This is a genomic window from Thiomicrospira microaerophila (assembly GCF_000934765.1).
GTDB lineage: Bacteria > Pseudomonadota > Gammaproteobacteria > Thiomicrospirales > Thiomicrospiraceae > Thiomicrospira > Thiomicrospira microaerophila.
Map to the genome: position 1 here is coordinate 1 of NZ_JYNN01000052.1, position 13,600 is coordinate 13,600.

Annotated in this window: 10 protein-coding genes; 9 read left to right on the forward strand and 1 reads right to left on the reverse strand. The window is 44.6% G+C overall.

What is annotated here, in order from left to right:
• The 6 genes from NA59_RS11235 to NA59_RS11260 form a co-directional block, all read left to right on the forward strand.
• Positions 1-346: PD-(D/E)XK nuclease domain-containing protein (locus NA59_RS11235; protein WP_044412597.1), on the forward strand; the 346-nt coding region annotated here is incomplete at its 5' end.
• 179 nt (positions 347-525) lie between these two features.
• On the forward strand, positions 526-1,437 hold the full coding sequence (locus tag NA59_RS11240) for a chemotaxis protein CheV (protein ID WP_044412600.1): 912 nt from the start codon (positions 526-528) through the stop codon (positions 1,435-1,437).
• 237 nt (positions 1,438-1,674) lie between these two features.
• Positions 1,675-3,978 carry a HAMP domain-containing methyl-accepting chemotaxis protein gene (locus tag NA59_RS11245; RefSeq protein WP_052501635.1) on the forward strand — a complete coding sequence of 768 codons (2,304 nt, stop codon included), beginning with the start codon at positions 1,675-1,677 and terminating at the stop codon, positions 3,976-3,978.
• A 385-nt stretch (positions 3,979-4,363) separates the two neighbouring features.
• The gene (locus NA59_RS11250) at positions 4,364-4,966 is read left to right on the forward strand and encodes a hypothetical protein (RefSeq protein WP_232504083.1); all 603 of its coding nucleotides are present in this window, start codon (positions 4,364-4,366) and stop codon (positions 4,964-4,966) included.
• Positions 4,967-5,033: 67 nt separating this feature from the next.
• Complete coding sequence (locus tag NA59_RS11255) at positions 5,034-5,549, forward strand: chemotaxis protein CheW (protein WP_044412604.1); 516 nt, start codon at positions 5,034-5,036, stop codon at positions 5,547-5,549.
• Positions 5,550-5,627: 78 nt separating this feature from the next.
• Positions 5,628-6,905 carry a two-component system response regulator gene (locus NA59_RS11260; RefSeq protein ID WP_232504084.1) on the forward strand — a complete coding sequence of 426 codons (1,278 nt, stop codon included), beginning with the start codon at positions 5,628-5,630 and terminating at the stop codon, positions 6,903-6,905.
• Between the two features lie 172 nt (positions 6,906-7,077).
• On the opposite strand, the gene NA59_RS11265 is transcribed toward NA59_RS11260, so the two are convergent.
• Positions 7,078-7,815: a response regulator transcription factor gene (locus NA59_RS11265; RefSeq protein ID WP_044412610.1), complete on the reverse strand. Its 738-nt coding sequence runs from the start codon at positions 7,813-7,815 to the stop codon at positions 7,078-7,080.
• 167 nt (positions 7,816-7,982) lie between these two features.
• Between NA59_RS11265 and NA59_RS11270 the strand changes: the two genes are divergently transcribed.
• From NA59_RS11270 to NA59_RS11280, 3 genes are all read left to right on the forward strand, one after another.
• Positions 7,983-9,203 (forward strand): EAL and HDOD domain-containing protein, encoded by a 1,221-nt coding sequence (locus NA59_RS11270; RefSeq protein ID WP_044412614.1) that lies wholly within the window; start codon positions 7,983-7,985, stop codon positions 9,201-9,203.
• Between the two features lie 206 nt (positions 9,204-9,409).
• Positions 9,410-10,630 carry an EAL and HDOD domain-containing protein gene (locus NA59_RS11275; protein ID WP_044412617.1) on the forward strand — a complete coding sequence of 407 codons (1,221 nt, stop codon included), beginning with the start codon at positions 9,410-9,412 and terminating at the stop codon, positions 10,628-10,630.
• Positions 10,631-10,682: 52 nt separating this feature from the next.
• Positions 10,683-12,923 carry a YgiQ family radical SAM protein gene (locus NA59_RS11280; RefSeq protein ID WP_044412621.1) on the forward strand — a complete coding sequence of 747 codons (2,241 nt, stop codon included), beginning with the start codon at positions 10,683-10,685 and terminating at the stop codon, positions 12,921-12,923.
• The last annotated feature ends 677 nt before the right edge of the window (positions 12,924-13,600 follow it).

Here is a 13,600-nt window from a genome sequence, read left to right on the forward strand (position 1 = left end):
CAGTATTCCCTACAACAATTTCACCAAAAACGACATGCAAAACTATGAAGGCTTTTACGCCAGTGTCATCTATGTCTATTTACAAAGTTTGGGGCTGAATATTATTGGTGAAGATGTGACCAACAAGGGGCGAATCGATTTAACCATCAAAATGGACAACGCGATTTACATCCTCGAGTTTAAGGTCGATGCGACAGACAAAACCCATGCTCTACAGCAAATAAAAGACAAAGACTATGCCAGCAAATATCTCGACCATCAAAAACCTATTTATCTGATGGGTATCCACTTTGACAGCCATGAAAAAAACCTAGCCGGATTTGAATGGGAGAGGCAGGCCAGCTGACACACCGGTTTTACCAGGTTGATCACTGGCTGAATAGGTTAGCTATGTCCGTTGATATTTTTTGTAATAAAACTCCTCTTTGATGCTATTTGTTCTTAAAGTATAATTTGCCCTTAATTTTGTGTGGTGAGTGTATTCGGTATTCATCATGGTTGGTATACGTAGCGCATAGGTGAGTTATGGATTTAAATACAATTAATAAGACAGCGAATCTTAGTAAAAATAACTCGATGAGTTTAATGATTTTTAAACTGGTCGCTGAGCAGCATTCAGAGTTTACCCTGCATCCATTTTATGCGATGAATATCTTTAAAATAAAAGAAGTACTTAATGCAACAGAGTACCCTATTAAGATGGGCACGATGAATGATTCCGATTTTTTTATGGGGGTGATTTCTGTTCGTGGTGATTATATCAGTGTGTATGATGCCGCACAGTGGTATGGCCAACCAAGGGCAAACACGGATGATCGAAGCGTTATTATTGTCTGCGAGGTGAATAAACAAACCATTGGCTTGCATGTTTCCTATATTCATGGTGTGGCAGAGAAGGATTGGAAAGAGCTTGTTCAAACAGATAAAAATGCGGGTAAAGTGGTTTCGCAAACGCGTATCGAGGATGAGCTTTGTTTGGTGATGGATGTTGAGCAAATGATTGCTGAGATAACCGGAACCGATCTTGAACAAGAGGCTAAAGTTGATTCATTAGGTCAAACATTTGAAAAAATTATATTGTTCGCAGATGATCAAGGAAGTATTCGCGGTTATGTGAAGGCGGTGCTGGAAAACTTGGGTGTCAAGCATGAAATATATGAAGATGGTTCGGGGATTATTGATTTTTTATCTAAAGCAGAAAACCAGTGTAAAGTTGGTTTAGTGATTACAGATTTGGAAATGCCTAATGTCTCAGGCCATACAGTGATTCGAACAATCAAGGAAAAGATGGGGTTGGCGATTCCGGTTGTCGTGCACTCTTCAATGACAGTAGGCGATTCAGTTAGGCAGGCAACAGAGTTGGGTGCCGATGGCTTTATTAGCAAAATCGATACGCCAGAGATTGTTAAAACGATTAAAAAATATTTTAAAGAGTAGTAACCCGCATATTTAGCCTCGCTTTCCTCGATTCATAAAGTTTACGTGCCCTCGCTTGTCTATTGATTCCCCAGCACTTTTTTCTCCGTCGGCTGTATGAATAACTACAGCGCGTCTTCGAAAAAGCACTGGGAAACCCATATTCTGCGCGATCATCACGCGAATTTATGAATCGAAGAAAGCGAAGCTAAATATCCGGGTTAAGTATTGATGTTTTTTTAAGAAAAAGGGTGTTAAATGAGTTTTATAAAAAATTTAAAAATTGGTACTAGACTTTCAATTTTGGTATCAGCTCTATTAATTGGATTAGTTCTTTCAGGGATTTTTAGTGTTAGTAGTTTGATGAATTTACGTGCAAGTTTGTTAAATTTTAGTGATGTTAGGATGCCAGGAATTATTTCTTTGGGTTATATGAATACTGAACGTATGGAAATACGTTCACAAACCTTAACAGTCCTTTTATATGAGCATAATTTTGATAGTAAGGAACAGCTCAAAGCCCTGTTGGATGAAAGAGCCCGGTCTTGGGAGGTTATTGATGAAAATTGGCAGGTGTTTTCATCCTTACCACGTCAAACTCAGCGTGGTGTTGAAGCCTTTCAGCGGTTAAGTAGTGAGTATGAGGCATGGCGTCGAATTTATGTTGAACTAGATGATTTAATTGTTAATATTGTTAATAATAGTAATCCTGAGGAGCATCAGTATTTAATGATGCAATACCGCAATGCTGTAGCTCGTATGGTTCCATTGTCAAATACAATGGGGACAACCTTCGACCAGCTTGTTGATAATAATGCAGATACCTCTAAAAAAGAAGCATTATTAGCCGTAGAAGGAGCGCAATCGTCTATTATTAAAATGGTTGGTATTGTTATATTGGCTTCGTTGTTTTCGTTTTTGATGTCACTGCTGATAGTTCGTTCGATAAAACTCCCTTTGGCAGAATTGCTTCGTGTTTTAATGACTGTTGATAAAACAGGAAGTTTTTTGCATAGAGTGAATTATGTTTCAAAAGACGAAGTTGGTCAAATGGCACAGGCGTTTAATAGATTACTCTCGAATACAGATCGTGCGATTTCTGAGGCAAACACTGTAGTGGGGGCAATAGCTAAAGGACGATTTGATCAGCGTATTACCGCTGACTTAAAAGGTGATTTGAATACATTAAAGCAGGGCGTAAATGGCTCGGCTAATTCGATTGACTTTACAATGAGTGAGTTGGGTAAGGTGATGCAGGCGCTGTATAACGGTGACTTTAATGTTCAAATGGATGATCGTGTTGAAGGTGAATTCCGTACTCTGGTGCAGAGTGCGATGAGTGCGATGAGTGCAACAGTCGGCGACATTATTCATGTAATGGATAAAATGGAAAATGGTGACTTTCACTATCGTGTTGAAGTTGAAGCACGCGGCGATCTGCTCAAACTCAAAAATAGCATTAATAATTCGATGGAAAGTATGTCCACGGCGATTTCTAAAATCAGTGAGGTGGTGGCGGCACAAGCCGCAGGTGACTTAACGGTCGCTTTGCCGGCTGGTCATTTTAAGGGTGAACTGCATAAACTAAAAAACTCGATTAACTATTCAATGGACAAGCTTAAAGAGGTCGTCTTAGCGGTCTCCGAGGCCGCTCATATTGTGAATGGCGCCTCTCATGAAGTGTCGCAAGGTTCGTTGGATCTTAGTCAGCGCGTACAAGAACAAGCGGCGGCACTAGAGCAAACCTCGGCAACAATGGATGAAATGAACTCCGTAGTACAAAGCAACACACAAAACGCCTTGCAAACGGCACAGGTCGCTAAAGAGGTGCAGACAAAGGCGCACCAAGGCGCGGCGGTGATGCAGCAAACGATTGAGGCAATGAATTCAATTCAAGAGTCCAGTCACAAGATCGCTGATATTGTCACGCTGATTGATGGTATTGCATTCCAAACCAACCTACTCGCCTTAAATGCCGCGGTCGAAGCGGCGCGCGCCGGTGAGCATGGTCGTGGTTTTGCCGTGGTGGCCGGAGAGGTACGCGCATTGGCACAAAAATCGGCCGATGCCGCCAAAGACATCAAAGGGTTGATTAATGAAAGTGTTGGACGTATTGACCAGGGCACCAAGCTGGCGTCTGAATCGGGCGAAGTGCTGCAAGGGATTAATCAGGCGATTAATGGGGTGGCGGAGATGATTAATCAAATCGCGCAGGCCTCCGGTGAACAAGCCGACGGCATCAAACAAGTGCACAATGCGATCGCACAAATAGACGGCGTTACGCAGCAAAATGCGGCGTTAGTGGAAGAAACCAGTGCCGCATCAGAAAGCCTAAGCGAGCAGGCCAGTATACTGCAGCAAGACATGGCCTTCTTTAAAACCGGTAAAGCCGCCAGCACTGCCGCTGTGCGTCAATCGTCACCGAAGCCTGCACCGAAGACGCTGGCCAAACCTGCGGCGCAGGCCAGCGCCAAGTCAGGTCTACCCACCGCGCCGGCGAGGCGGCCACAAGCCACCGCAGGTGATACCAAGGGCAACAGTAATGAGTGGAGTGAATTTTAGTCCGTTTTAGTTGCGTTTTAGTTAACTTATCGTCTGTCCTCGGCGTGCGATACAACGCACGCGTCTTTAGCCAGCCACGTGCTGGCTTTTTTTTAAAAACCGTTTGTGTTTGAGATGCTTCTAATGGAATGTGGAGCCTTTATTTGATGGGCTCTAATTGATATTTTTTGTAATAAAACTTGGTTTTTCATTAACGTATAATCTTTTTTGTTCATAGGGTTAGGCGATTCGGTGCGCCTGGTGTATATCCTGGGACGAGGGAAAATAAGTGTGTGGAGTAAAGCGGAGTGTATGTGTGAGTGAGTTGAAAAAGTTGCAGACGGAAATGAGTCTGAAGTTGTCTGTTTATGGACAATTAAGGCACTTTTGGGTGAAGGAGGTCACCTTGGCTCAGGTTTCTTTAGAGACTTATTTGGATATTTTGGATAAAGCATCAATTGATTCGCCTAACTATAGTGAGGCTGTGTTGTTAGCCAAGAGCGTGATTGAGTCTGTGTATACGGATCAGGATGTCGACGAGTTGGAGGCGGGTGCGCTTTTTTTAAAATCAAAAGCAACCGATAACGTGATTGAGATTTATGAAACATTATTAGCGGCTGTAGATAGTTATATGTTGGTGTATAAAAAGCGTTATCCATTGGAAAAAAAGCGCGGATTGCGTCCTTATTCGCGCAATATTAAGTTGATTGAGGATGTGTATATTGGCATGATGCTGGGTTATTTTCGGTTTTTGTACCGGAAGATAAATCTGGAACGTTATATTGTTCAGCATGTGATTTATGATTTAAGTGAAGGGTGTATTGCGGCGGATGCGCTACCGGGTATTTGCGATAGGTTAACGCAGTGGTTGGATAGTAAAGAGGGGCCAGACGCAACCTTGCTGAATGACTTGGGTTTATCAATTGATGTATTAATTAATTATGAGTTACATGACAATTTTAATCAAAAGCTAACGCATTTCTTGTCTGTTCTGAATAAGGTCGATTGATGTGCTAGGCGCCCGACGGGCGCTTAGGTGAATAAATGATGTATTTAAAAGAGTGAGGCGCGCAACGGTGAGTGAGCTAAAAGATGTTGAGGTGTTGGGTAACGGGGTGGAGCAGTTTTTGAGCTTTATTCTTGGTCAAGAAACTTATGGTCTGAATATACTTCGTGTACAGGAAATTCGAGGTTGGGAACCGACTACGAAATTGCCTGGGATGCCGAGTTATGTCAAAGGGGTGATTAATATTCGTGGTGCGGTGGTGCCGATTGTTGATATGCGTGAGCGTTTTCAAATTGGTGAGCCTTCTTATGATGAGAGTACGGTGGTGATTATTACGCGTATGATTGCCAGTCAGTCTGATGGGGTCGAGAAGGTGGTTGGGCTGGTTGTGGATGGGGTGAGTGATGTTGAAGATGTTGATTTGAATCAGTTACAAAATGCGCCAAGTTTTAGTGGCACAGAGAAGGTGAATGAGGAGTTCATTAAGGGGTTAGCAAGCCGTGATCATAAGATGATTATTCTGCTTGACGTGGATAGGCTGTTGAATCAAGGGGTGTTAGGTCCGTTGTCAGTAAAAGCGGCGTAGCCTTGATATCTGGCAGTGTTGGATTGTTTTTAACTGTAATTTCTAATGATGGACGATTAAAAGGTGGTTGAGGTGGCGATGTCTTCAGAAAAGCAGGTTTCGGTTTTGTTGGTTGACGATGATCCTGTAACGCGTAGTTTAATTAAGCAGCTACTCAAAAAATTGGTGGTGGGTGTGCTCATTACAGAAGCTGAGAACGGTGAAGAGGCGTTGGAAAAAATAGCGCAGTTAAAAACAGCGTCGGTCGAGGGCCCCGTGGTTGAGGGGGTTTGTTTTGATTATATTTTTTTAGACTTAATGATGCCTGTCATGGATGGTGTTGAATTTTTGCGTCATTATGCCTTGCAGGAGCAGGTTGTAAAAACTCGTTTGATATTGCTCAGTGCATCTGAAACGATGGTGTTGGAAAGTGCGATGCAGTATGCCAAGATGCTTGGGCTGGAGTATATTGCGCATTTGTCTAAGTCGAATGTGTTAGAGGCGATTAAGCCACTCGCTAGTCAAATGAGTTCGGTGTTTGAGGAGGCCGTGAGGTCGTCTATGTCTGTTGAGGCGATGCCTAATAGAGGGCAGCCACAGATTGAGGCGGCGACGATATTGGCGGCGATTGAGCTCAAGCAGTTTGAGGTATTTTATCAACCAAAGCATGCTTGTATTCCGAGAGATAAACAGGGGGTAGAGGCGTTGCTTCGTTGGACGCACCCAGAATGGGGCGCTGTTTCGCCCGCTTTGTTTATTCCGATTGCTGAGCAGCAGGGGGTGATTGATGTTTTAACGGATCATGTGCTCGATAGGGTATTAGATGACTTGGTCGGTTGGCGGGAGCAGGGTTTTAATGACTTGGTTGTGTCTATTAATTTATCGCCAAAGACGTTAAATGATTTGAATTTGCCAAGCCATCTTGAGCAAAGTGTGGCGGCGAAAGGGGTTTCGCCTGACCAGTTGATGTTGGAGATTACTGAAACGGCTCAAGAAACCTGTCGAGAAAATTTTACCGATACCTTGTTGCGCTTACGCTTAAAAGGTTTTCGGTTGTCGATGGATGATTTTGGTACGGGGACGTCGTCTATGGCGCGTTTACAGCAGTTGCCGTTTAGTGAGATTAAAATTGACCGTTCGTTTATCACCAATATTGAGCAGGACGATAAGAAGCAATCGATTGTCGCGCATATGATTGGTATGGGACAGAAGCTGGGATTGACGATTGTGGTGGAAGGGTTGGAGACACAATCTGAGCTGGATTTTGTTAATACACTCAAGCCAGATTATATTCAAGGGTACTTTTTTAGCCGTCCCCTAAATCATCAGGCGATGCAGGCGTGGTTGGTTAATAAGCGTTTAAATGTGGCGGACTAGGCGCCTGTCGGGCCAAGTTAAGTGTAGGCATAACGGGCTTGGTTCGTTTGTACTAGGCTTGGGATCGCTTGAGGTTGTGCGCCGTCAGTTTGAGATGCGGGCCTTCGCCGGAATGACGGGTATGCGTTAGGTTCACGGCGGGGAAGGTATCAATAGGTTTGTGTTTTGAGGATTAAATGATTTTGATTTTGTTGGTAATCACATAACCCTCTGAGCGATAGGCTTTGATATTGAGCTGGCAGCCTGTTTCGATGAGGACTTTTCTTTTTATGCGGCTGATGAGTGTGTTGATGTATTTTTCGTAGTTTTCGCACATTTCGCGTTTTAGCGTTTGGGCGATCAAGTGCCTTGAAACGGGTTTTGTGTGACCGATGTCGGCAAGTAGTTCGATGGCGGCGTATTCGGTTGGTGTCAGCATGGTGGCGCGTCTATTTGGCGCGGTGAGCAGCCAGGAGTCGCGGTTGAGTCGCCAGGTTTGGTTGGCTTCTAAAATGAGGCGGTCTAGTGTTCTAATTTGTTTAACACGCACTTGTAATCGCGCTATTTGTGCTTTTAAATAGGGAATGTTGAGTGGTGTTTCAATGCAGACGTCGGCACCAAGTGTGAGGTATTTAAGCTGGTGTTGGTGGCTCTGTGCGGAGATGAGGACAATAATGCCGGTGTGCTCGTTTTCGAGTTTGCTTAGAATTTGGTCGATTTTGTCGGCTGAGTCTTGGGTGCAGAGTAATAGAATATTAGGCAGGTTGTTTTGTTTTTGTAGTTGTTCTAGCGCTGGATAGTTCAGTGTCTCCACAGGCTGTGATAGCGCGGCCTGTAGGTCTTGTGTTATTTTTTTTCCATCGAATCCCTCTGACGTTAACACACATACATCTATACGGGTTTGAGACGTTATTTTATTTTGGTGTGTCATTATATTTATATATCCTGTCAAAACAAATATAATCCGTTAGATGAAGTAGAGCATTCGACAACCTGAATTTTGAATAAAAAGCTTAAATTTAGTGTGAATTGTACTACATCTGTTAAATTTTTTTATGATTATCAAATTCTTTTTTATGAGCACTTTGAGTATTTCTTATGTCTAATCTTTATATCGGCAGACAACCTATTTTAAACGCACAAAAAGAGGTGTTTGGTTATGCCCTTAAGTTGTATAGTGAATATGGACTGTCTCAAAATGAAATCCCGTTATGTGCGAAGCAATTGACGCGGCTGGTTGCGAAGCTTGATTTAAATAGCGTTACGGCTGGCCAGCCTTTATTTATTACCTTGCCGCGTGATTTAATTACCGAGCTTAAGCTCCCACAGCTGTTGATGAATGCGCACAATGTTGTGGTTGAAATCCCAGAGGATGTTTCAGCGGATGTTGATATTCTATCTCATTTGCGAAGTTTAAAAAAGCAGGGCATAAAAATAGCATTAGGCATGACAGAGGAGGCGCGCACGATTGGTAAGCTGGTTCAGGTGTGTGATTTTGTGAAGTGCACGGCGAGCTGGTTGCTACGCGAAGAAAATGTCGCAGTGATCAAAGCTTATAAAAAACCGATTATTGCGGAGTGCGTGGATGAGGATGATGTGTTTAACCGGTTGGCTTCGATGGGGGTGAGTGGTTTGCAAGGATACTTCTTTATGGATCCTGTACAAATTAATAATACCCGCATCAGCGAAAACAAGCTGACGCTGATGAATTTGTTGGCAAAGGTTAATGATGAGCAGGTTGACTTTGATCAGTTGGCGGAAATTGTGATGCAAGACCCCATTTTATCTCATAAGTTGTTATTAATTATTAATCAGATATCCAAGAACCGTAATATTGAGTTTAAAACACATAAAGAAGCGGTGGTTTATATGGGGTTGGCGCATTTTAAACTCTGGATTAATACCTTGTTGTTTAATAGTTGTGATGATACCCCGCGAGAGTTGCTGTTGACTTCGCTGGTGCGTGCTAAGTTTTGTGAGCAGATTGCGTTAATGGTGGGCAAAGAAAAAGAGAAAGACAGTTTCTTTCTGACGGGGTTGTTTTCAAATTTGGATGTGCTTTTTAAGTTGCCTATGGCGCAGGTTATTCATCATTTGCCTTTGCATTCGGGGATTCAGCGCGCATTGCTTGAGGGGGCAGGTGTGATGGGTGATGCGTTAAATATTGCCCGATTTTATGAAGCACCGTCTTCGCTATTTGGTGCGCCTGAAGGACTTCAGGCCAGTGCAAAAGTGATGGCTACGCTGAATAAACGCAAAGATGACTTTGATCAAGCTTATATACATGCGTGTGAATGGGTGAGTGGTCTCACGCTTTAACCCGGATATTTCATGTTGCCTAATGTTGACTCCTTTCCGTCCTAAAAACCTAGCATATGCACACGTCTTTTTGCGCGCCCACGCACAGCGTGGGCTAGGTAGGAAAGGTTACAAAATATATCAATTTGCTTTTGCCTATAGCTATTGGATGTCTTACTAGCTAAAATAACTTGATCAAAATTTAATTAGAATCAGGGTGTGGCTGCATGGACTTAGTGGATATATTTATTGGACGACAACCTATTTTTACAAAAAAAACCCGCGTGTACGGTTATGAAATGCTTTTTCGTTCTAGTAATCAACATAATTTCGCACAGTTTTCTCAGGCCGAAAAAGCCACCGCGAGTGTGTTGGCCAATTTATTGGGCGATTTCGGTTTTCATCATGTCGTCGGTGAGGGAAATAAAGCTTTTATTAACTTTTCAGAGGCGTTGTTATTGGATGAAACCGAGTTGATCTTGAGCCCGAGAGATGTGGTGATCGAGATACTGGAAGATGTCAAAGTCACGCCTCGTTTGATTGAGCGTGTGAAGCGCCTCAAGAAACGAGGCTATTCGATTGCGTTGGATGATTATATTTTTGACTCAGACTTATCCAAGTTAGAGCCTTATGCCGATATTATTAAGGTTGATGTTTTGGCTATTGAGCAAGCCGGATTGGATATTACGCGGCATGTGGAGCGCTTGCTTGATAAAGGGATGATGTTGTTAGCTGAAAAAGTGGAAACATTGGCGCAGTTTGAAGCTTATAGCCGTATGGGATTTAAGCTGTTTCAAGGCTATTTTTTTGCAAAACCCAATGTTATTCAGGGGCGAAGCTTGCCCACCAATCAGGCGAATCTTTTGCGTTTGCTCGTCGAGTTAAACAAGCCAAATGATGAGGCTTGTTTGTCGGATGTGGTGCTTTTGGTGTCGCATGATGTGTCATTGAGCCAAAAGGTCATCAACATGATTTCGACCTTTAATGTGAATGTAAAGGTTAATTCTATTCATGAGGCGGTTTTGCGATTTGGCTTGGATCGTTTGCGGGCTTGGGTAAACATTATGCTCTTGTCGGGTGTTGAGAATAAGCCCACGGAGCTTTTTAAAACCGCACTGGTTCGTGCAAAATTTGCGGAGCAAATGGGGGGTGTGCTCGGGGGGGCTAAACCTGAAACCTATTTTACGGTAGGGCTTTTTTCTGTGTTGGATGCCGTATTTGATTTGCCCAAGCCTGGTTTGATTAAGAAAATGGAGTTGAATGATGACATTAAAGGTGCCTTGATGGAACATAAAGGTCCATTGGGTTATGCGCTGTGTTGCGTTAAAGAAATTGAAAAGGGTACGTTTGATTTTCGACTGCCTGGCCGGGTCGAGGTGTTAAATACAGCGCGTTGGTATTTGGAGTCAATACACTATGCTGAAAAAGTGCTCAGCTCTTTGAAATAGTGATGAGTGCAATCAGGTATAATGCACTTTTGATTTTATTGGTTCTTTAGTTATGCTTCCTGCAAAAAATATCTTTTCCTATCGCAAGCACTGGGCACATAAGTTTGGTGTTGCGCCGTTTTTACCGACTACTCGACAAGAAATGTTTGAATTGGGCTGGGATGCCTGTGACATTATTATTATCAGTGGTGATGCCTATGTTGATCATGCTAGCTTTGGTATGGCGGTGATTGGGCGTATGTTGGAAGCGCAAGGCTTTCGGGTTGGTATTATCGCGCAACCGGATTGGAAGAGTGCAGAGGCATTTAAAGAGCTGGGCGAGCCGACGTTGTTTTTTGGCGTGACAGCGGGCAATATGGATTCGATGGTCAATCACTATACCTCAGACCGCAAGTTGCGCCATAACGATGCCTATACCCCACATGATGATTACGGCAAGCGTCCAGACCGCGCCTCGGTGGTCTATACCCAGCGTTGCCGTGAAGCCTATAAAAAGGTACCGGTGATTATTGGCGGGATTGAAGCCAGCTTACGACGGATTGCGCATTATGATTATTGGTCAGACAAGGTACGCCGCTCCATTTTGCTAGACTCGAAAGCGGATTTATTGGTGTATGGTAATGCCGAGCGCGCGATTGTGGAGATTGCGCACCGATTTGCCGCTGGAAAAAAAGTCAGCGAGATGCTGGATATCCGCGGCATCGCTTATATGGTGGACCGCGTTCCGCAAGATTATATTGTGATGGATTCAAGCGAAATCGATACGCCCGGTAAAGTAGAGCCACATCTTAATCCCTATGAAATGGTGACGGACGAATCCTGTGAAACTAAAAAACAAGACCCATCCAATAGCGCCAATGTCGCCAATGGACAGCCGAGTCAAACGGTCGATCAGAAAAATGGCGTGACGGTGGTGAAGGTGGCGTTGCAGATACCGCGTCATCACCCACGCGACAAAACCGTGATTCGTATGCCCTCATTTGAGCAGGTGCGTGATGATCCGGTGTTGTATGCCCATGCCTCAAGAGTGTTTCACCTAGAAACCAATCCAGGCAATGCGCGTTCCTTAGTCCAGCGTCATGGCAATCGAGATTTGTGGATTAACCCGCCACCGATTCCATTAACGACACCGGAAATGGATGGTGTGTTTGGGTTGCCTTATGCCCGTGCGCCGCATCCGCGTTATGGCGATGCCAAGATTTCGGCTTGGGAAATGATCCGCTTCTCGGTCAATATCATGCGTGGCTGTTTTGGTGGCTGTACCTTCTGTTCGATTACTGAACACGAGGGGCGCATTATTCAAAACCGGTCAGAAGCATCGATCTTAAAAGAAGTCGAAGAAATTCGTGACAGTGTGAGCGGTTTTACCGGTGTAATTTCGGACCTGGGCGGCCCGACGGCGAATATGTGGCGCTTGGCCTGTAAAGACGAGCGCATTGAGTCCAACTGTCGGCGATTGTCTTGTGTGCATCCAGCGATTTGCCGTTATTTGGATACGGATCAAACGCCACTGGTCGAACTCTATCGAAAAGCACGGGGCTTGCCTGGGATTAAAAAAGTGCTGATTGCCTCGGGGTTGCGTTACGATTTGGCGGTGGAAACCCCAGAGTATGTAAAGGAATTAGTCACCCATCATGTCGGCGGGTATCTCAAAATCGCGCCGGAGCACACCGAGGAAGCGCCGTTAAGCAAAATGATGAAGCCGGGTATCGGCAGTTATGATCGATTTAAACAGATGTTTGAAAAGTTCAGTGCCGAAGCCGGCAAGAAACAATATTTGATTCCTTATTTTATCGCCGCTCATCCGGGTACCACTGACGATGATATGATGAACTTAGCGATTTGGTTGAAAAAGAACGGTTTTCGTGCCGATCAGGTTCAGGCGTTTTTACCCAGCCCCATGGCGATAGCGTCAGCGATGTATCACACGGATTTGAACCCCTTGCGTAAGATTCGCGGTGATGAATCCGATGAAGCCGTGTTCACGCCTAAGGGCATTAAGCAGCGACGTTTGCATAAGGCTTTTTTGCGTTACCATGATCCAGAAAACTGGCCGTTATTGCGTGAAGCTTTAAAAGCAATGGGGCGCGAAGACTTGATTGGCAATGGCAAACACCACCTTATTCCTAGCTTTCAACCCGCAGGGACAGGGGATGCAGGCGGCGAGGGCAAGCGCACGGGGCGTAAATTTGGTAAGCAGCAGTTTTTAACCAAGTATTCGGAAGACGGCCGTAAGCCAAAGCCTCGAAAAAGCAGTAATGGCGCTAAGCGGAATAAAAAAACGAGAGCGTAATAAGCAGGGCAAGCGTCTCTTAAGTAAATAATAAATCAACAGCTTATAGTCAGGCATCGCTCCCACGCTGCTAACGTATGCACACTTCTTTTCTCATTCCCACGCTGTGCGTCACTGCCATTAAGTTAAGGATTGTGGGGTAACTGGACTTGTTTCCCTCATTGCCCTGTCACCCTGCGCGAAGTCGCAGGGTCTATTGCCGCCAGCGGCTGGATCCTGCGACTTCGCGCAGGATGACGGCGCTAGGTAAAAAAATCGGTCATTGCGAGGCCGAAGGCCGTGGCAATCTCTTGCAGGCAGTGCGCGCCCTCAAGAGATTCAGGCTTCGCGCTGACTTCGTTGGCCGCGTCGCTGTGCTCCTCGCAATGACAGGTTTTTTTCTTAAATTAATGTTCGTGACGCACAGCGTGGGAACGAGGTTTATCATGCCTATTGCCATAATTTTTTATATTATTTAGATGTGTCTGCCCTGGCTCAATGATCGCTTGACTAATGGGTATTTTTCTTTATAATTGTGCTCACTAGATCAGGCATATTGATATCAAGCTTGTAATTAAGGAATTCGGTTTAATGATAAAAACACCAGCCAGCCAGCCAGCCAGCCAGCCAGCCAGCCAGCCAGCCAGCCAGCCAGCCAGCCAGCCAGCCAGCCAGCCAGCCAGCCAGCCAGCCAGCCA